This is a genomic window from Actinokineospora auranticolor (genome assembly GCF_041897805.1).
In the GTDB taxonomy this organism is placed as follows: domain Bacteria; phylum Actinomycetota; class Actinomycetes; order Mycobacteriales; family Pseudonocardiaceae; genus Actinokineospora; species Actinokineospora auranticolor.
Genome location: NZ_CP154825.1, coordinates 6,292,393 through 6,311,503, shown reverse-complemented (window position 1 = coordinate 6,311,503; position 19,111 = coordinate 6,292,393). Strand labels below are relative to the sequence as shown.

The 19,111-nt window shown below is 73.9% G+C and carries 14 protein-coding genes; 11 read left to right on the top strand and 3 right to left on the bottom strand.

Going from position 1 to position 19,111, the window contains the following annotated elements; genetic code table 11:
• Positions 1 to 62 precede the first annotated feature (62 nt).
• Together V5P93_RS27430 and V5P93_RS27425 are read left to right on the top strand one after the other, a co-directional pair.
• A complete protein-coding gene (locus tag V5P93_RS27430) occupies positions 63 to 2,075 on the top strand; it encodes an acyl-CoA dehydrogenase (RefSeq protein WP_104479624.1) in 2,013 nt (670 codons plus the stop codon).
• 133 nt (positions 2,076 to 2,208) lie between these two features.
• Positions 2,209 to 2,619, top strand: a complete 411-nt coding sequence (locus V5P93_RS27425) for a DUF3040 domain-containing protein (RefSeq protein ID WP_104479625.1) — start codon at positions 2,209 to 2,211, stop codon at positions 2,617 to 2,619.
• Positions 2,620 to 2,836: 217 nt separating this feature from the next.
• Here the strand turns inward: V5P93_RS27425 and V5P93_RS27420 are convergent, their stop codons facing one another.
• The 3 genes from V5P93_RS27420 to V5P93_RS27410 are packed head-to-tail and all read right to left on the bottom strand — an operon-like array spanning position 2,837 to position 7,753.
• Positions 2,837 to 5,239 (bottom strand): DUF3488 and transglutaminase-like domain-containing protein, encoded by a 2,403-nt coding sequence (locus V5P93_RS27420; RefSeq protein ID WP_104479626.1) that lies wholly within the window; start codon positions 5,237 to 5,239, stop codon positions 2,837 to 2,839.
• Positions 5,236 to 6,501 (bottom strand): DUF58 domain-containing protein, encoded by a 1,266-nt coding sequence (locus V5P93_RS27415; protein ID WP_104479627.1) that lies wholly within the window; start codon positions 6,499 to 6,501, stop codon positions 5,236 to 5,238. The genes V5P93_RS27420 and V5P93_RS27415 overlap by 4 nt, the downstream gene beginning before the upstream one ends.
• A 10-nt stretch (positions 6,502 to 6,511) precedes the next feature.
• Positions 6,512 to 7,753 carry an AAA family ATPase gene (locus V5P93_RS27410; RefSeq protein WP_245931313.1) on the bottom strand — a complete coding sequence of 414 codons (1,242 nt, stop codon included), beginning with the start codon at positions 7,751 to 7,753 and terminating at the stop codon, positions 6,512 to 6,514.
• An 855-nt stretch (positions 7,754 to 8,608) separates the two neighbouring features.
• Here V5P93_RS27410 and mraZ point away from each other — a divergent pair.
• The 9 genes from mraZ (at position 8,609) to mraY (ending at position 19,110) form a co-directional block, all read left to right on the top strand.
• The gene (gene mraZ, locus V5P93_RS27405) at positions 8,609 to 9,040 is read left to right on the top strand and encodes a division/cell wall cluster transcriptional repressor MraZ (protein WP_104479763.1); all 432 of its coding nucleotides are present in this window, start codon (positions 8,609 to 8,611) and stop codon (positions 9,038 to 9,040) included.
• A gap of 154 nt (positions 9,041 to 9,194) precedes the next feature.
• Positions 9,195 to 9,539 carry a hypothetical protein gene (locus V5P93_RS27400; protein WP_104479628.1) on the top strand — a complete coding sequence of 115 codons (345 nt, stop codon included), beginning with the start codon at positions 9,195 to 9,197 and terminating at the stop codon, positions 9,537 to 9,539.
• Positions 9,536 to 10,492, top strand: coding sequence for a 16S rRNA (cytosine(1402)-N(4))-methyltransferase RsmH (rsmH, locus tag V5P93_RS27395; protein ID WP_104479629.1), 957 nt, complete (start codon positions 9,536 to 9,538; stop codon positions 10,490 to 10,492). Before V5P93_RS27400 ends, rsmH begins: the two co-directional genes overlap by 4 nt.
• Positions 10,489 to 11,583 carry a hypothetical protein gene (locus tag V5P93_RS27390; RefSeq protein ID WP_104479630.1) on the top strand — a complete coding sequence of 365 codons (1,095 nt, stop codon included), beginning with the start codon at positions 10,489 to 10,491 and terminating at the stop codon, positions 11,581 to 11,583. Before rsmH ends, V5P93_RS27390 begins: the two co-directional genes overlap by 4 nt.
• 754 nt (positions 11,584 to 12,337) lie before the next feature.
• A complete protein-coding gene (locus V5P93_RS27385; protein ID WP_181043525.1) occupies positions 12,338 to 12,613 on the top strand; it encodes a hypothetical protein in 276 nt (91 codons plus the stop codon).
• Between the two features lie 257 nt (positions 12,614 to 12,870).
• Positions 12,871 to 14,715: a penicillin-binding protein 2 gene (locus tag V5P93_RS27380; RefSeq protein ID WP_104479632.1), complete on the top strand. Its 1,845-nt coding sequence runs from the start codon at positions 12,871 to 12,873 to the stop codon at positions 14,713 to 14,715.
• 227 nt (positions 14,716 to 14,942) lie between these two features.
• Positions 14,943 to 16,568: a UDP-N-acetylmuramoyl-L-alanyl-D-glutamate--2,6-diaminopimelate ligase gene (locus V5P93_RS27375; protein WP_245931333.1), complete on the top strand. Its 1,626-nt coding sequence runs from the start codon at positions 14,943 to 14,945 to the stop codon at positions 16,566 to 16,568.
• Positions 16,565 to 18,028: a UDP-N-acetylmuramoyl-tripeptide--D-alanyl-D-alanine ligase gene (murF, locus tag V5P93_RS27370; RefSeq protein ID WP_104479633.1), complete on the top strand. Its 1,464-nt coding sequence runs from the start codon at positions 16,565 to 16,567 to the stop codon at positions 18,026 to 18,028. The genes V5P93_RS27375 and murF overlap by 4 nt, the downstream gene beginning before the upstream one ends.
• Positions 18,025 to 19,110: a phospho-N-acetylmuramoyl-pentapeptide-transferase gene (gene mraY, locus V5P93_RS27365; protein WP_104479634.1), complete on the top strand. Its 1,086-nt coding sequence runs from the start codon at positions 18,025 to 18,027 to the stop codon at positions 19,108 to 19,110. Before murF ends, mraY begins: the two co-directional genes overlap by 4 nt.
• Position 19,111 lies beyond the last annotated feature (1 nt).

Below are 19,111 nucleotides of genomic sequence, written 5' to 3'. Positions count from 1 at the left end.
CCATCGCCACGACCGGCGCACGCCGCCCCGCGCGGTTAGCGTCGGGGGAGAAGGAGGCCACGATGGACGGTAGTGCGACAGCCCGGTTGACCGAGGTGCTCGACGGCCGATGGGCGCGAGTGCGGCGGGACGCGCGGCAACGGATGGCCGAACTGCCCTCACCCCACACGTACGACCTCAGCACCGAGGAGCACCGCGCACAGGTCTACGCCGAACTTCAGGAGCTGGCCGAAGCGGGCTACCCCCGCGCCGGTTTTCCCAAGAGCCACGGCGGCGACGGCGATACCGGCGCCACCCTGACCTCCTTCGAGATGCTCGGCTTCGGCGACCTCTCCCTCATGGTCAAGGCCGGTGTCCAATGGGGACTGTTCGGCGGCGCCGTCGCGGCCCTGGGCACCGAGCCCCACCACGACCGCTACCTGCGCGCGATCATGGACCTCGACCTGCCCGGCTGCTTCGCCATGACCGAGACCGGCCACGGCTCCGACGTGCAGAACCTGCGCACCACCGCCACCTACGACCCCGTCACCCGCGAGTTCGTCGTGCACACCCCGCACGAGGCCGCCCGCAAGGACTACATCGGCAACGCCGCCCGCGACGGCCGCGCCGCCGTGGTCTTCGCGCAGCTCATCACCGGCGGCGAGAGCCGGGGCGTGCACGCGCTCGTGGTCCCGCTGCGCGACGAGCACGGCGCCCCGCTGCCCGGCGTCCGGATCGCCGACTGCGGGCGCAAGGCGGGCCTCAACGGCGTCGACAACGGCCGCCTCTGGTTCGACAACGTCCGCGTCCCCCGGGAAGCGCTCCTCAACCGCTACGGCGACGTGGCCCCCGACGGCACCTACACCAGCCCCGTCGAGGGTGACTCGCGGCGGTTCTTCACCATGCTCGGCACCCTCATCCGCGGCCGGATCAGCGTCGCGGGCGCGGCGGGCAGCGCGACCAAGAGCGCGCTCACCATCGCCGTGCGGTACGCGCTGGAACGCCGCCAGTTCCCGCGCCCGGGGGAACCGGAGGAGGTCGTCCTCCTCGACTACCTCGCCCACCAGCGCAGGTTGCTGCCCGCCCTGGCCACCACCTACGCCCTGCACTTCGCCCAGGAACAGCTCGTCACGACCCTGCACGAACTCGCCGACGAACCCGACGACCGCCGCCAACGCGAGCTGGAGTCCCGGGCCGCCGGGCTCAAGGCCGCCACCACCTGGCACGCCACCCGCACCATCCAGACCTGCCGCGAGGCCTGCGGCGGCGCCGGGTACCTCGCGGAGAACCGGCTGCCGCAGCTCAAGGCCGACACCGACGTGTTCACCACGTTCGAGGGCGACAACACCGTGCTCTACCAACTCGTCGCCAAGGGCCTGCTGACCGGTTACCGCCAGCACGTGCACGACCTGGGCACCGCGGGCATGGCCCGGTTCATCGCCGACCAGTTCGTCGGCACCGTCATCGAGCGCACCGCCGCCCGATCGCTCATCGAGCGCCTGGTCTCCGCCGTCAGCCCGCAGAACGACGACACCGACCTGCTCGACCGCGGCTGGCACCTGCGGCTGTTCGAGGACCGCGAGAAGCACGTCCTCGACACCCTCGCCCGCCGACTGCGCCGGGCCGGGGCACCCGGCGCCGACGCGTTCGAGGTGTTCAACAACGCCCAGGACCACGTCCTGCGGGCCGCGCGCGTGCACGTCGAGCGGGTCGTGCTGGAGGCGTTCGTCGCGGGCGTCGACCGGTGCGCCGACCCGGACGCGGCCGCCCTGCTCAACCGGGTGTGCGACCTGCACGTGCTCTCGGCGGTGGAGGCCGACCTCGACTGGTTCCTCGGCCACGGCAGGCTCAGCACGACCCGGGCGAAAGCCGTCACGGGCGCGGTCAACGACCTCTGCCGCGGCCTGCGCCCGCACGCCGGGACCCTGGTCGACGCCTTCGCCATCCCGGAGCCGCTGGTCGGGGCGCCGATCGCCACCGGGGCGGAGCGTGATCGACAAGACGCGCAACGGCGTCACGAGACGCCTCCCGGCGCCGGGGCGCTACCCCGTACGGAGGACACCCGGGCAAACCCGGCAACAGCGGCCACGTCGTGATCCGGGATCGGGTAGTCGCGGGGGGAAACGCCCCGTATCCTGGAGGCGACACCCCCACCGAGGAGTGCCCGCCGGGTCCGGCGGCAACCGTGATCGCCCGGCGCCCGCGACCGCTGTGCCGGAGGAGGAACGTATGCCACTCTCCGAGCACGAGCAGCGACTGCTCGACCAGATCGAGCGCGCGCTCTACGCCGAGGATCCCAAGTTCGCCTCCACCGTCCGAGGTGCCCGTCTCCGCAAGCCGTCTCGACGGCGCAGGCTGCAGGGTATCGCCCTGTTCGTCCTGGGGGTCGCGCTCCTCGTGCTCGGTGTGATGCTGCCGTTCAAACCGGCTGGTATCCCCGTGGTGAGCCTGCTCGGCTTCCTGGTGATGTTCGTCGGCGCTCTGCTGACGCTGACGGCGCTGCGCCAGGGCGGCTCCGAAACGGAGTCGGGTCAGGAGTCCGCGGGCGGGGGTGGCGGCGCCGCCGCCCACCACCGCCGAGGCTCGTTCTCGCAACGCATGGAGGAGCGCTTCAAGAAGCGCTTCGACGACGAGCGTTAACTCAGCAGAACCCACGGCTTAGCGCCGGGAACCGCACCACGCGGACCCGGCGCACAGCCATGTCCGGGGTCAGGTCGGACCCCACCCCGCGGTATGGCGCCCGGTCGCGGGCCGAAGTGCGCGGGCCTGCCTGGCTTCCCGTTCGCCCCTGGAACGGCGGTGGCCGCCACACCGCAGCGGGTGTGACGGCCACCCGAGTCCGAATCCGGGGTGCCTCTCAGTTCTCGTCGTCCCCGCGCTTGCGCTTGCGGGGCCGCAGCACCGAGCGGGGCAACAGCCTGCCGCGCCAGTCGAGCGGCGACGAGCGGCGCAGACCGCGCACCACCTCGTCGAAGGCCGCCGCCAGCTCGGGGTCCCGGTCGCGCCTGCCGCCGTACCACGACCGCTCCACCGAGTTCACCACCGTGCGCAGCGCCTGCTTGCTGCCGTCGTCCAGGCTGTGCTCCTTGACCAGCCTGCGCGCGGCCGTGCGGACCGTGTCGGTGTCCGGCGCCCGCGTGCCCCGGTCCCACGACTCGGCCAGCAGCTCCGTCCAGGCCGCCGACGCCGCGTCCGGCGAGTCGCCCAGCACCGCGTCCCGGCGCTGCCGCCTGCGCCAGTCCCGGACCAGCGCCGGGACCGCGCCCAGCACGGCCAGCACCAGGAGCGCGCTGAGCCACCACGACAGCAGCGAAAGCAGGAACACCAGCGCCAGCACGCCGACCCCGATCGCCAGCGGTCGCGCGATCCGCAATCGCGCCGCGTAGGCCAGCGCCACCAGCGCCGCCGCCACCACGCCCAGCCCCAGGGCCGTCCACGCCTGCCACGACCACGGCGTCGCCACCTCGCCGGGCGTCTTGGCGCCCGCCTGCGGGGTCTGGTCCTTGCCCGGGTCCGTGCGCGGCGCCGCCGCGGTGGTGGTGGTCGCGGTCGGCGGCTTCTCCTCGCTGACCCCCGTCGCCGGGCCGGAGCTCGGCGGGGAGCTGGCGTAGGGCGGGTTGTACGTGCGGCCGTCCGACAGCGGCGTCGGGTCGAAGGTGACCCAGCCGTGGTCGGGGAAGAAGACCTCCACCCACGCGTGCGCGTCCTGGGTGGTGATCGACCGGTAGTCGCCGGTCAGGAAGCCCGCCGTGTAGCCGATGGCCACCCGCGACGGGATGCCGACCGCCCTGGCCAGCAGCGCCATCGCCGAGGCGTACTGCTCGCAGTAGCCGACCTTCGAGTCGAACAGGAAGTCCCGCAGGGCGGTCTCGTCGCTGCCCTGGCCGGTCTGGGTCTGGTACTTGAAGCCGTTGGCCGAGTTGGTGAAGTGCGTCTTGAGCGCCAGCACCTTGTCCAGCATCGTCGGCTGGTCGCGGGTGAGGTCCTTGGCCAGCTGCACGACCCGCGGGTCGATGCCCTCGGCGTCGAAGTACATCTCGTGGACCTCGCTGAAGTCCGAACCCGCCAGCCGCAGGTCGCCCGCCGTGGGCTGGCTGAGGTCGGCCGCCTCGACGTAGCGGTCCAGCTTGCGCGCGTTGCGCGCGTAGACCATCCCGCCGCCCAGGTCGTAGAACATGTTGTCCGGCAGGTCGAACATCTGGCGGGGGGTGCCGTACACCGGCGCCCAGTTGTCCTCGTAGTTGATCGGCTCGATCTCGATGCGCGTCTGCGGACCCTGGCCGTCGTCGCCGGGGGCCGCGGGCAGCGGCCCGGCCGCGCGGACGTTGGTGGCCAGCGCGCTCGCGGGCACCCAGCCGCCGTCGCGCTCGAACCGGGGCAGGGTCAGCGCGCGCAGGTAGCGGGTCTCGTTGCCGAGGCCGCGCACCCGCAGCAGCTCCCGGTTGCCGCCCTGCTCCAGCATGCCGCGCAGCTTGGTGAACGGTTTGAGCGCCAGCCCGCCGCCGGTGCCGCCGCCGGTGCCGTCGCCCGGCAGGCTGCCAACCGTGCCGATCCCGGTGATCAGCCCACCGGCCAGCAGGCCCAGCACCAGCGCCGAGGACACCATGGCCGTCGGGGAACCGAACCCGGCGCCCCGGGTCGGCAGCGCCGCCTGGTTGCGCCAGAGCCGGTGCCGGTGCGTGCCGTCCACCGCGAGCAGCACCGCGAACGACCCGGCGCCCAGCACGAACGACCACCAGGGCAGCAGGTCGTCGGCCAGCGACGCCGGGACCGCGTAGACGCACAGCAGCACCAGGCCACAGGCCGCCGGGGTGCCCGCGGCCACCGCGAGCGTGTCGACCAGCACCCCGACCAGGCCGATGGCGATCACCACCAGGCACAGCACCGGCCGGGTCTCGGCGACCGGCGGCACGCCCGTGCGCACCGCCTCCACCGAGTCGGTCAGCACCCGGCCCAGGGCGTCGAAGGCGTCCGGGCCCGGTAACAGGCCCAGCACACCGCTGTCGGTGAACAGCGCGGTCAGCAGGCACAGCAGGCCGACCAGCTGGGCCAGCACCACCAGCAGGGTCGGCGTGCGCAGCGCCCGCAGCCCGAGGCCGATGGCGGTCACCACGATCACCGCGACACCCGCGTGCCCCAGCCACCGCGCGCCCTCGATCACCCCGGACAGCGCGGTCGACGCGCACAGCGTGGTGACCGCCGCGACCACCGGGGTGACCGTGGTCGACCACTGGGCCTGCGCGGTCGTCCGCTCGCTCATGAACCAGCTCCCGCGATCATCGAATCGCCGCGCCGCGTGCCGGTGCGGCACACGCCGCCCCACACCTGGCCCATCGGCACGTCCGGGCGGGCGGTGGTGACGCCCCAGCCCGCGGCGGCCAGCAGCGCGCCCGTCGCCCTCGGGTCCACGTCGTCGTCCTCGCCCGCGCCCCAGGCGGGCGTGTCCAGCAGCACCGCGATGCTGCGCACGCCGCGCGTGCGGTACCGGATCAGCCTGCTGATCGAGTCCGGGGTGGCCGCACCGAGGATGGCGATCAGTTCCTGGCCGTGGCCGGGGTCCGCCGGGCAGGAGATCTCCCGCTGGTGCACCGGCTGCAGCGCGGCCAGCGCGTCGAGCACCGCGGCGTCGCTGTGCCCGCCGTCGCCCGCGTCGCTGACCAGCACGGCGCCGGTCTCCGACACCAGCCGCACCGGGTGGCCGTGGCGGTGCAGGTGCACGCAGATGCTCGCGGCGAAGGACACCGCCCACTCCAGGCTCGACGCCGCGCCCACCCCGCGGTGGCCGCTGATCCGCCGGTCCAGCAGCACCGTGGTGCCGCCGCGCCAGGGGCTCTCCTCGACCCGGACCATCATCTCGTCGCGCTTGGCCGTGGACCGCCAGTGCACCTTGCGCAGGTCGTCGCCCTGCCGGTACGGGCGCACGATGGCGTCGTCCTCGCCCTGACCGGCGTTGAGCCGGACCGAGCCGTCGTCACCCGAGCCGAGGCCGGAGCCGCCCGGCAACCCGGACAGCGCCACCACCCGGGGCACCACGACCAGCCGCGACACCCCGGCCAGCTCGCGCTCGAACTCGGCCAGGCCGAACGGGTCGGTGACCGTCGCCTTGAGCGGGCCCAGCTGCTGGATGCCGCGCAGCATCGGCTGCAGCGAGTAGCGCAGCTGGGTGCCGGTGTGCCGGGGCAGGTGCTCGATCAGGAACCGCGGCTTGCCGCCGAGCGCGTACGGGACGCCGTCGGAGACCAGCAGGCCGACCGTGGGCAGCCTGCCCGTGCTGTGCACGTCCAGCGCCACGTCCGCCCGGCCGCCGACCGGCACCCGCAGCGGCGAGATGTGCCTGCGCGCGTGCAGGCCGACCCTGGTCATCGCGGTGAACACGCAGACCAGCAGCGGCAGCGCCACCACGAACACCGAGACCCGCAGCAGGTCGCGCTCGTTGAGCATCACCGAGCACAGCGCGGCGGCGAGGCCCGCGGCCAGCAGGCACCGGCCCCGCGTGGTCAGGCCGGACAGGGCTCCGCGCATCGGCTGCCCCTCAGCGCCCGCGGGCGGTGGACCACTGCGCGCCGCCCTCCGGCGTCGCCTGGGGCACCGGCACCCGCTGGATCAGGCCGCGGACGAGCTCGGCGGGGGAGCGGCGCGAGGCCTGCGCCTCCGGGGTGAGCACCAGGCGGTGGGCCAGCACCGGGATCGCGACGGAGTGGATGTCGTCGGGCACCACGTACTCGCGGCCCGACAGCGCGGCCTGCGCCCGGGCCGCGCGCACCAGGTGCAGCGTGGAGCGGGGCGAGGCGCCGATCCGGATCTCCGAGAGCCTGCGGGTGGCCGAGACGACCTCGACGGCGTAGCGGCGCACCTCCTGGGTGATCTGCACCGCGCGCACCGTCTCGATCATCGCGCGCACCTGGTCGGCGTCGGAGACCGGGCGCAGCGTGGCGAACACGTCGTGGCCCGCGTGCTCGTCGACCATGGCCAGCTCGGCCTGCGGGTCCGGGTAGCCGATGGACACCCGCGCGGTGAACCGGTCGCGCTGGGCCTCGGGCAGCGCGTAGGTGCCCTCCATCTCGATCGGGTTCTGCGTGGCGATCACCATGAACGGCGAGTGCAGCTCGTAGGTGTTGCCGTCGACGGTGACCTGGTGCTCCTCCATGCACTCCAGCAGCGCGGACTGGGTCTTGGGGGAGGCGCGGTTGATCTCGTCGCCGACCACGATGTTGGCGAACACCGGGCCGGGCCGGAACTCGAACTCGTTGGTCTGCCGGTTGAAGATCGAGACCCCGGTGACGTCGCTGGGCAGCAGGTCCGGGGTGAACTGGATGCGGCTGACCGAGCAGTCGATGGACCGGGCCAGCGCCTTGGCCAGCGAGGTCTTGCCGACCCCGGGCACGTCCTCGACCAGCAGGTGGCCCTCGGCCAGCAGCGCGACGAGGGCGATGCGCACCACCTCGGGCTTGCCGACCAGCACCCGCTCCACGTTCGCCGCGATCCGCTGGGTGATCGCGTGCAGCTCCTCCAGCTTGCCGCCGGGGCCCGCGGGCACCGGCGCGTGCTGACCGGTGCCGTGCTGGCCCGCGCCGTGCTGGCCGTGCTGCGGGGCGTGCTGGGCGGGGGCGTACTGCGCCGGGTGCGGCTGCGGCGCCTGCTGGCCGGGGTGCGGCTGCGGCGCGTGCTGGTGCCCGGGAGGCGCGTAGGGCCCGTTCTGCCCCGCGAACGGCTCGCCGCCCGGACCCGGGTAGTGGCTACCGGGCAGAGCGGTGGGCGGGGTACTCGACGTCACGCGACCTCCTGGTATCTCGGCGGCTGTCCGGCTCGCCCGGCGCCACCGGGGCCCGCCGGGACGGGGGCTGGTGGCCCGCGCCCGGACAATCGCCCGCCACACCGGGGTGTGGCCGCGACAGCCTGCCATGAAGTGTGTCAAACAAGGGCGAAGTACCCAACGTCGTCCACGGCGCCGCCGCGCGGTCCGCGCCGGTCCGATCTTGCCAGGGTAGGTCGTACGGGGTGCGGGCGACCGGGGTTCCACAGGTTGTCCGCCGGGCGGGCCCTCGGGCCGGTCCACCGGTGCCCGCGCCGCCCGGAACCCACCTGTGACGGACTGCGTCGAGTAGGACGCGCGGCCCCCGCCGGGGTTGGTCCGGCGGCGGTGTCCGCCGCGTCCCGCCGGGCGGCCCGTGGGGTGGCGTGGGCGGTCCGGTGGCGGGTGCTGGGCCGGACGGCCGTGGGTGGACCGCCGAGTTCGTTGACTCTGCGTGATCGGGGTGCGACGGCGCGAGCGCTACCCGAATGGGTGAGCGCGGCGACCGCCCCACGACGCCCCACCGGGCCGCCCCCGGGTCCCCCACGACACCCCACTCATGGCCGTGACATGCGGTTCGCGCGATTCGTGACGCCGTTTCGAAGTTCGTTTCACGCTTTCCGGGACGGCTCCCGGGTAACCCGAGCCGGTCATGCCCCCCACCGCGCCCCACCGCGCCCACCCGCACTCTAGCTGGGAAAACGCTGATGGAGCGGCGCCGGAACCCACGCGATTCGCGTTGACTGTGGTGAAAAGTGGGGTACTGTGGCGCCAAGTGGGGCACACGGGGGCTCCATGGCCGATGCGATCGGTATCGGTGGGGAGGTGGGTGTCGGGATGTTCCTCGGCACGCACACCCCCAAGCTCGACGACAAAGGGCGGCTCACACTGCCCGCCAAGTTCCGGGAAGCGCTCGCGGGTGGGTTGATGGTCACGAAGGGTCAGGATCACTGCCTCTACGTGTTCCCGCGCGCGGAGTTCGAGGACATGGCACGCAAGGTCGCCGCGGCACCCCTGACGAACGAAGCGGTCCGCGCCTACCAGCGGTACCTGTTCGCCGGAACGGACGAACAGCGACCCGACGGCCAGGGGCGGGTCGCGATCGCACCGGAACTGCGCAAGTACGCGGGCCTGACCAAGGACTGCGTGGTCATCGGGGCGATCACCAGGTTGGAGATCTGGGACGCGCAGGCGTGGCAGACCTACCTGGACGAGCACGAGGAGAGCTACGCCCAGGCCCGGGAGGAGGTCCTGCCCGGAGTGTTCTGACGGGTCTGGGACGAGAGAAGGCACGGGTGCCGTGAGGCCTCGGTCCGCTCGCTTTCGGCCCTGGCACACCTTCCCCGGTGCCAGGTCCGACGAGCGGGCGGGGACCTGGCGGCACCCGTTGTGTCCGGGCGGTGCGTGGGAGAGAGGTTCGGCGATGAGAGCGCGTGCAGGGACCGGTCCGGCCCCCGCGCGCCCAATCGCCGCGGACCCGCCGACGTCGTACAAGTCGCACGACCCGCGGTCCGACACCGACTCCCGGGCGGTCGACCGGCCGCTGCGGCTGGTGCCGGGCACCGGCGCGCACGCCAAGCCCGACCCGGCCCACGGCCGCGGGGTCACCCTGGTCGAGGATGAACCCACCCGCCCCCGCCACGCCCGCGAGCGGGACGACCGCGACTACGCCTGGCGGCTGGTGGACGCGCCCCGCGACGGTGACCGCCCGCCCGCCGCGGGCGACCTGGTGAGCTCCGTGGTCGTCGGCACCGAGGTGTGCCCATGACGGAGCAGCCACGGCACGAGCCGGTGCTGCTGGAGCGCATCATCGAGCTGTTCGCCCCGGTCCTGGCCGACCGACCCGCGGTGCTGGTCGACGCCACCCTCGGCCTGGGCGGGCACTCCGACGCGCTGCTGTCCGCGCACCCGGAGCTGGTCCTGGTCGGCCTCGACCGGGACCCGAACGCGCTGGCCAGGTCCCGGGAGCGGCTGGCCAGGCACGGCGACCGGGTGCACCTCGTGCACACCGTCTACGACGGACTCCCCGAGGCGCTGTCCGGGCTGGGACTGTCCCGGGTGGACGCGGTGCTGTTCGACCTCGGCGTGTCGTCCATGCAGCTCGACGTGGCCGACCGCGGCTTCGCCTACGCCCGGGACTCCCCGCTGGACATGCGGATGGACCAGACCACGGGGCAGACCGCGGCCGACGTGCTCAACACCTACACCGCGGGCGACCTCACCCGCGTCCTGCGCGACTACGGCGAGGAGCGCTTCGCCTCCCGCATCGCCAAGGCCGTCGTGGCCGAACGCGACCGCGAGCCGTTCACCACCAGCGCCCGGCTGGTGGAACTGCTGTACGCGGCCGTGCCCGCCGCGACCCGCCGCACCGGCGGCCACCCGGCCAAGCGCACGTTCCAGGCGCTGCGCATCGAGGTCAACGCCGAGTTGGACGTCCTGCGGCGCGCCATCCCGGCCGCCCTGTCCGCGCTGCGGGTGGGTGGCCGGATCGTCGTGGAGTCGTACCAGTCCCTGGAGGACCGCATCGTCAAGCGGTGCCTGACCGACCTGGCCAAGTCGACGACGCCGCCGGGCCTGCCGGTCGAACTGCCCGAGCACCGCCCGTACTTCCGCCTGCTCACCCGCGGCGCCGAGGTCGCCGACGAGCGGGAGGTCGCGGCCAACGCCCGCGCCCAGTCCGTCCGGCTCCGCGCCGCGGAACGAATCCGGGAGGCCACATGACCACCGTGCCCGGCACCGATTCCGCGCACCTGCCGCAGCAGTCCCGCCGTCCCGGCGATGAACAACCGGCGCCCCGCGTCCCCCGGCGCCGCCGCGCCACCGAGCGCGTGCAGCCCGGGGGTTTCTGGCGGCTCGGGCGGCGGGCGCCGAGCCCGACCGAGCCCGAGGACCCGCGGTCCCGGCGCGACGAGAGCGGGACCGATCCGGAGGACGGCGGGGTCGAGCAGGTCGTGCCCGCCCCGTCCGAGGTGGACGCGACCCACCGATCCGGTGGGGATGACGAACCCGGGCTCGAGTGGGACGGGGAACCGCCTGAGGGTGACTCGGGCGAGGTGGAGCGAGACCGTCCCGGTGCGGGGACGCGGGGTCCGTCGGGGTGGCGGGCCGGGGTAAGCGGGGGGTTGGGGTTGGGGACGCGTGGTTCGGCGGGCTCGACCGCGGGGCGCGGGGGCGCCACGCGGACGGGTGCGCGGAAGAAGACCGAGGGCACCGCACCGCGCAGATCCGCGGCGCGCGGGCGTAGTGGCGTCGAGGTGCTGGACGCGCCCCCCGCGGTTGAGCGCCGTCCCGGCGTCGTCGAACGCGCCCGCCGTCCGCAGCGGGACGGCGCGGCCCGGTCGCACTCCACCGCGCGCGCCGCGGCCACCCAGGAGAACACCTCCGGCCGCGCGAGCTTCGTGGTGCTGATCATCAGCCTGCTGGTCGTCGGCGTCGCCGCGACGCTGTGGCTGACCACCCAGGCCGTCGCCGACTCGTACCGGCTGGAGGGCGCCAAGCAGGCGGCCACCCTGCTGGCCGAGCAGGTGGAGCGGTTGCAGCAGGACGTGGCCAAGCAGGAGTCGGCGCCCGCGCTGGCCGACCGCGCCCGCGCCCTGGGCATGGTGCCCGCGGGCGACGCCGCGTGGCTCGTGGTCACCCCCGACGGGCGGATCAAGGTCGTCGGCACGCCGAAGCCCGCGGCACCGGCACCGGCCACACCGGACCCGACCCAGCCGGACCCGGGCCAGCAGCCCCCGGCGGGGGAACAGCCCCCGGCCGGGACACCGCCCGCGCCGGAGGGGAACCCCCAGCCGGGCACCGGTGGTGGCTGACGGGGCGAGGTAGACCCGGCCGTCCTCGACGGCGGGGACGGGCAGCGGGACCCGGGGCGGACCGGGAACCGGTGTGGACGGACAGGTGCTTGCCGTGCTCCACAGTGGAGCGCCGGTCGGCACACCGGTGGCCGGTGTGGGAGCGCGGGCCGGCGAGGGCGGGGAGAGCGCTGTGCGCACTGGTCGTGCCATGCGACGGCACAGCACCGGCGTGCGCGCGGAACCGACCACCGAGCGCGATCACTCCCACACCATCCGTGGCCTGCCCGCACCGGCCGGTGCCCCTGGTAGGCCCTTGTCGAGCGGGACAACGCCGGGGACCGCGACGGGCGGCCGACTTCGCGCCGACGCGTGGCGGCGGATGCCGGGCGGGAATGCCGCCGATCGCGTCGGCCGGTGGGTGGCCTTCGCCGGTGGGCGAGTGAACTCCGCCGGTGTCGCGGGCGGTCGCGATCCGCGCTGGGCGGCGTGCGGGGCGCGGGGTACCCGAAGTCGGGGCGTTGGTCCCCGGGATCGAAAGAGCGAGCGGGTCGGCGGGCGCGTTGTCCGGGGCGATGGGTGGCCGGGGCGTCGTGGTGCGGGCCTGGGTGATCGGTGCGTTGAACTGTCCGGTGCGGTGCGGGGACGAAGGTGGTCGTGATGGGACGGGACAGTTCTGGGCAGGGCGGCCGCGGGGACCACGACGGCCGGGACGGTGGCACCAACCGGAGGTCCGCGCGCGGTGGGGCCGTGCCGGGCGGCTCCGGGGCGCGGCGTGCCGGGCAAGCGGGTTCCACCGGACGCGGGGCGGGTGGAACCGGTCGCGCTGGGGCGGGGGGAGCCGGTCAGCGGGGCGCAGGGCGTGGTGGCGAGCAGCGGGGAGTCGGGGACGTGGGTGGTGGCCGTGGGGACGACGGGCGCGGTGCGGGGCGGGGGAACGAGCGGCGGATCGGCGGGGGTGCCGCCGGTGACGCGCGTGGCCGGGCCGGGGGCGGACGCGCGGGGGATCCCCGGGGCGGAGTTGGGCGCGCGGGTGAGCCGCGCGCGGTGAGCGGGCGTGGTGGCGCCGGTGGAGCGGGTCGTGATGCCGGCGGGCGCGCGGGCGGGACTGCCCGGAGCGTGAGCGCCGGGCGTGGTGCCGGTGGTGCCGGAGCGCGTGATGGGCGGGGGATTGCCGGGCGTGCGGGTGGGGGCCGTACTAGTGGAAACGGGGGGTGGCGTCCCGAGAGCGGGCAGGGACGGCCCCGTGGGAAGCAGGGCCCGGGCAAGGGCGGTGTGGCCGTCCGGGAACGGGTCTCGCCCGGCCGGATGCGGCGGGTCGGCAAGCGGGCGGCTGGGTCGGACCACCGGGTGCGGGTGGTGGTCACGCGGTTCCTGCTGATCGCCGCCCTGGTGGTGGCCGGGCTGAAGTTGGTGCAGGTCCAGGGCTTCCAGTCCGAGGCGCTGGCGGCGCAGGCCGCCAAGCAGCGGATCACCCGGATCCCGATCGCCGCCACCCGCGGGTCCATTGTGGACCGCAACGGGGTGGAGCTGGCCTTCAGCGTGGAGACCCGGTCCATCGCCTACCGCCCCAAGGCGATGCGGGCGCGGACCGCGGAGGCCAACAAGAAGCTGGCGCCCAACAAGCAGTTGTCGTTCGACGACGACACCGCGAACATCGCCCGGGACATGGCGCGGATCCTGGGGTCGGCGGTGTCCGAGCCGGAGCTGCTGACCAAGCTGCGGTCGGACAACTCCTACGTGTACCTGGCCAACAACGTCGAACCGGCCAAGGCCCGGGAGCTCTCCGACCTGCACCCCGACCTCAACCTGGAGGCCCGGGCCCGGCGGGAGTACCCCGGCGGGTCGCTGGCCGCCAACGTGATCGGGTACGCGAACTGGCGGATGAACGACCCCGCCGAGAAGCAGAACCTGCACGGCCTCTTCGGCCTGGAGATGCTGCGGGACTCCGAGCTCTCGGGCACGCCCGGCAGCCAGGTCGTGGAGACCGAGGGCGGCTCCGACGTGGTCCTGCCCGGCTCCGGCCGGGACGTGAAACCCGCCGTGGACGGCTCGGACGTCGAGCTGACCATCGACGCCGACCTGCAGTACTTCGTGCAGCAGAAGGCCGCCGAGTACGCCAAGCGCAGCGGGGCCAAGAGCGCGAGCGTGGTGGTGCTCGACGCCAAGACCGGCGAGGTCTACGCGCTGGCCAACGACAAGACGTTCGACCCGTCGACCTCGCCGGGCGGGCAGGCGCTCAACGACCCGGCGGTGACCACGCCGTACGAGCCGGGGTCGGTGAACAAGGTCGTCACCGCGATGGCCGCGCTGGAGTACGGGGTCACCACCCCCGACGCCATGCACGCGGTGAACGGGTCCATCCAGGTGGCCGACCGCACGGTCGGCGACGCGTGGTCGCACGGTCGGCTCAACATGACCACCGCGGGCATCTTCGCCAAGTCCTCCAACGTCGGCACGCTGCTGCTGGCCCAGCAGGTCGGTCCGGACCGCTTCGCCGACATGCTGGAGCGGCTCGGCCTCGGCAAGCGCACCGGCGTCGGCCTGCCGGGCGAGAGCGCCGGGCGGCTGCCCGCGCGGAACCAGTGGTCCGGCAGCACCTTCGGCAACCTGCCCATCGGCCAGGGCCTGTCGATGACCGTGCTGCAGATGGCCGGGATGTACCAGGCGCTGGCCAACGACGGCGTGCGCGTGCCGCCCCGGATCGTGAAGGCCAGGATCGCCCCGGACGGCACCCGGATCGAGGAGCCGCGACCCGAGGGCGTGCGCGTGGTGGGCCCGGAAACCGCCCGCACCGCGCGCGACATGCTGCGCGCGGTGATGCAGAAGGCACCCGGTGGCAACAGCGGCACGGCGCCGGGTGCCGCGGTGACCGGCTACCAGATCTCGGGCAAGACGGGCACCGCGCAGCAGTACGACCAGACGATCGGCCGCTACAGCGACAGCAAGTACTGGATCACCTTCGCGGGCATCCTGCCCGCGGACGACCCGCGGTTCGTGGTGGGCATGGTCTACGACACGCCCGTGTACTCCACATCGGACGGACACTCGGCCGCGCCGTTCTTCCACGACGTGGCCGCGTTCCTGACCCAGCGCTACAACATCCCGCTGTCCAAGGAGCAGGCCCCGATCGTGCCCCTGGTCCAGCCGTGATCGTCCGCGCGGGACGGTCGGCGGCGACGGCGGGGAATGACCGCGGCCGTACGCGGATCCGAGTGAACGCATGTTCGAACCAGGTGGCTCGAAACCGGGTTTGACGTGCGAAAACAGGGTCAAGTCGATCGGTGGGGGATGAGCACCGGGGCGGGCGGGGGCGGCCACCGCTCGGTCGCCTACCGCATCCCCTCGGGGGCCCGCGATCGAGGGGCCGCGTGGTCGCCCTGCGTGCGCGGGTAGCCTTCCGCGACGTGCCCGCCAAGCTCGAAGGCAAGGCTGTCACAGCGCCGCCTCGCCCCACCCGGACCCAGCCCGTGCCGCTCGCCGCGTTGCTCGCGCGCGCGGACGCGCGCTTGACCGCGGTCGAGGGCGCCGGAACCGGCCACGACACCGGCAGCCGCACCGCGGCCCGGTCGTCCGATGTGGTCGTGACGGGCGCGACGCTGCGCGCACAGCATGTCCTCCCCGGAGACCTCTTCGCCGCTCTGCCCGGTGCCCGCGCGCACGGGGCCGACTTCGCCGCCCAGGCCGTGGCCGCGGGCGCCGTCGCGGTGCTCACCGACCAGGCGGGCGCCGAGCGCCCCGCCGTGCGCGACGCGGGCGTGCCCGTGCTCGTGCACCCCGACCCGAGGGCCGCGCTCGGCCCCGTGGCCGCGTGGGTCTACGGCGAGCCGTCACTGGCGCTGCGCGTGCTCGGCGTGACCGGCACGTCCGGCAAGACCACCACCAGCCACGTGGTCGACGCGGGCCTGGTCGCCGCCGGGATCACCACCGGCCTGATCGGCACCGTCGAGACCCGCATCGCGGGCGCCCGGCTGGCCAGCGCCTTCACCACCCCCGAGGCCCCGGACCTGCAGGCGCTGTTCGCCGTGATGCTCGAGCGCGGCGTCACGCACGTGCCGATGGAGGTCTCCAGCCACGCGCTGAGCCTGGGCCGGGTCTCCGGCACCCGCTTCGCCGTCGGCGCGTTCACCAACCTGTCCCAGGACCACCTCGACTTCCACCGGGACATGGAGGACTACTTCCAGGCCAAGGCGCTGCTGTTCGACGGCCGCTCCGCCGCCGAGGTGGTCTGCGTCGACCAGGAGTGGGGCCGCAGGCTGGTCAGACCGGAGACGGTCACCGTCTCGACCACCGGCGACGCGTCCTGGACCGCTTCCGAGGTCGAGGTCTCCCGCACCGGTGAGCAGTCCTTCCTGCTGCACCCCCCGCACAGCGGCCCGGTGCGCGCGACCCTGCCGATCCCGGGTCCGTTCAACATCGCCAACGCGCTGCTCGCCGCTGGTGTCCTGCACGCGGTGGACGTGCCGTTGGAGGCCATCGTCCGCGGTCTGGCCGAGGTGCGCGTCCCGGGCCGGATGGAGCGCGTCGCGCTCGGGCAGGACTTCACCGCCGTCGTCGACTACTCGCACAAGCCCGAGGCCGTCGCGCTCGCCCTGGACGCGGTCCGCGCGCGCACCGAGGGCCGCGTCATCGCGGTGCTCGGCTGCGGCGGCGACCGCGACACCGCCAAGCGCCCGCTGATGGGCGAGGCCGCCGCCCGCCGCAGCGACCTGCTGGTCGTCACCGACGACAACCCCCGCTCCGAGGACCCCGCGCGGATCCGCGCCGCGATGCTGGCGGGCGCGGTGGCCGTGCCCGACGGCCAGCGCGGGGAGGTCGTCGACATCGGCGACCGCAGGCTCGCCATCGCGACCGCCGTGGCCAACGCCCGTCCCGGCGACGTTGTGGTGATCGCGGGCAAGGGGCACGAAACCGGACAAGAGGTCGCGGGAGTGGTGCACCCGTTCTCCGACCGCGACGAACTGGCCGCGGCCATCCGCGAGCGGTTGGGAGCCACGAACCGATGATCGGACTTACCCTGCGCGAGATCGCCGACGCCGTCGGCGGCACCCTGCACGACGTGGACGGGACCGAGGTCGTCACCGGCACCGTCGAGTTCGACTCGCGGGAGGTCACCCCCGGCGGCCTGTTCCTCGCCCTGCCCGGCGCGGCCTTCGACGGCCACGACTACGCCGCCGCGGCCGTCGAGCGGGGCGCGGTCGCCGTGCTGGCCGCCCGCCCGGTCGACGCCCCGTCGGTGGTCGTCCCCCCGGTGTCCGAGGCGCACACGCGCGCGTTCGCCCTCGCGGCGGACAAGGACGGCTCGGGCGCGGCCGTCATGGCGGCCCTCGCCAAGATCGCCCGCCTGGTCGCGGGCAGGCTCATCGAGGCCGGTCTGACCGTCGTCGGCGTCACCGGGTCCTCCGGCAAGACCTCCACCAAGGACCTCATCGCCCAGGTCCTGGCCCCGACGGGGGCCACCGTGGCGCCCCCGGGCTCGTTCAACAACGAACTCGGCCACCCCTGGACCGTCCTGCGCGCCGACGAGCACACCAAGCACCTCGTGCTCGAACTCTCCGCGCGCGGACCCGGCCACATCGCGTCCCTGTGCCACACCGCCCCGCCGCGGATCGGCGCCGTGATCAACGTCGGCACCGCGCACCTGGGCGAGTTCGGCACCCGGGAGGACATCGCCAAGGCCAAGGGCGAGCTGGTCGAGCAGCTGCCGGAGGACGGCGTGGCCGTGCTCAACGCCGACGACCCGCTGGTCGCCGCCATGGCGAGCCGCACGCGGGCCCGGGTCGTGCTGGTCGGCGTCGCCGAGAGCGCGCACGTGCGCGCCGTCGACATCACCCTCGACGACCAGGCCCGCGCGAGCTTCCGCCTGGTGACCCCCAAGGGCGAGGCCCAGGTCACCCTCGGCCTGCACGGCGCCCACCACGTCGGCAACGCGCTCACCGCCGCCGCGATCGGCCTGGAGCTGGGCGCGACGCCGCAAGAGGTCGCGGACAGGCTCACCGGCGCACAACGCGTTTCCGACCGCCGCATGGAGGTCACGACCCGCGCGGACGGCGTCACCGTCATCAACGACGCCTACAACGCGAACCCGGAATCGGTGACCGCCGCGCTCAAGACGTTGGCCACCATGGCGCGGGCAGGCAACCGCCGCCGGTCCTGGGCCGTCCTCGGGGTGATGGCGGAACTCGGCGACGAGTCGGTGCGGGGGCACGACGAGATCGGCAGGCTCGCCGTTCGACTGGACATCAACCGCCTGGTGGTGGTGGGCGACCAAGCCCGCGCCATGCACCAGGGGGCGAGCCTGGAGGGCTCGTGGGGAGAGGAGTCGGTACTCGTGCCGGACGTCGATGCCGCGGTCGCGCTGGTGCGCGCCGAACTGGCGCCGGGTGACCTCGTGCTCGTGAAGGCGTCGAAGTCCGCCGCGCTGTGGCGGGTCGCCGAGGCGCTGCTCGCGGAGGACGCCCAGTGAAGTCCATCCTGATCGCCGCGGCGATCGCCATGGTCGTGTCGATCCTGCTGACGCCCTACCTGATCCGGGTCTTCTCCCGGCAGGGCTTCGGCCAGGAGATCCGCGAGGAGGGCCCGCAGGGCCACAAGAGCAAGCGCGGCACCCCGACGATGGGTGGCGTGGCGATCATCGTCGCCATGTGGGCCGGGTACGGCACCTCGCACGTCGCCAACGCCATGTCCGAGCGCGGCGACAGCCCCACCGCCTCCGGCCTGCTGGTGCTGATGCTGGCCACCGGCCTGGGCCTGGTCGGCTTCCTGGACGACTTCATCAAGATCCGCAAGCAGCGCAACCTCGGCCTGAACAAGACCGCGAAGCTGGTCGGCCAGCTGGTCGTCGCGGTCGCCTTCGCCATCCTCGCGCTGCGCTTCCCCGACGAGCGGCAGCTCACCCCGGCCTCGGACAACCTGTCGTTCGTCCGCGACATCTCCATCGTCTCCTTCGGCGGCATCGGCTTCATCGTCTTCTGCTACCTGGCGGTCGGCGTCTGGTCGAACGCGGTGAACTTCACCGACGGCCTCGACGGCCTCGCGGGCGGCTCGTCGGCGATGGTCATGGGCACCTACGTGGTCATCTCGTTCTGGCAGTTCAGCCACGACTGCTCGCGGGTGGCCGAGGCGGCCTGCTTCGACGTCCGGGACCCACTCGACCTGGCGGTGGTCGCCGCGGCGGCGATGGGCGCGTGCATCGGCTTCCTCTGGTGGAACGCCGCGCCCGCGAAGATCTTCATGGGCGACACCGGCTCGCTGGCGCTGGGCGGCTTGGTCGCGGGTCTGTCCATGGCCACCCGCACCGAGCTGCTGATGATCGTGATCAGCGGTCTGTTCGTGGTCGAGATGGTCTCCGTGGTGCTGCAGATCGCGATCTTCCGCACCACCCGCAGACGCCTGTTCCGGATGGCGCCGTTCCACCACCACTTCGAGCTCGCCGGGTGGGCGGAAACCACGGTCATCATCCGGTTCTGGCTGCTGGCGGGCGTCTGCGCGATGTTCGGCCTCGGCCTGTTCTACGCGGACTGGCTCGCCGCGGGCGGAGGCCGGTGAC

Bases quoted from the DNA above. Each gene is read 5' to 3' on its own strand.
- V5P93_RS27430 (WP_104479624.1), top strand. From the start codon at position 63: ATGGACGGTAGTGCGACAGCCCGGTTGACCGAGGTGCTCGACGGCCGA.
- rsmH (WP_104479629.1), top strand. From the start codon at position 9,536: ATGACGGAGCAGCCACGGCACGAGCCGGTGCTGCTGGAGCGCATCATC.
- V5P93_RS27425 (WP_104479625.1), top strand. From the start codon at position 2,209: ATGCCACTCTCCGAGCACGAGCAGCGACTGCTCGACCAGATCGAGCGC.
- V5P93_RS27400 (WP_104479628.1), top strand. From the start codon at position 9,195: ATGAGAGCGCGTGCAGGGACCGGTCCGGCCCCCGCGCGCCCAATCGCC.
- V5P93_RS27380 (WP_104479632.1), top strand. From the start codon at position 12,871: ATGCGGCGGGTCGGCAAGCGGGCGGCTGGGTCGGACCACCGGGTGCGG.
- V5P93_RS27415 (WP_104479627.1), bottom strand. From the start codon at position 6,501: ATGCGCGGAGCCCTGTCCGGCCTGACCACGCGGGGCCGGTGCCTGCTG.
- V5P93_RS27390 (WP_104479630.1), top strand. From the start codon at position 10,489: ATGACCACCGTGCCCGGCACCGATTCCGCGCACCTGCCGCAGCAGTCC.
- mraZ (WP_104479763.1), top strand. From the start codon at position 8,609: ATGTTCCTCGGCACGCACACCCCCAAGCTCGACGACAAAGGGCGGCTC.
- murF (WP_104479633.1), top strand. From the start codon at position 16,565: ATGATCGGACTTACCCTGCGCGAGATCGCCGACGCCGTCGGCGGCACC.
- V5P93_RS27420 (WP_104479626.1), bottom strand. From the start codon at position 5,239: ATGAGCGAGCGGACGACCGCGCAGGCCCAGTGGTCGACCACGGTCACC.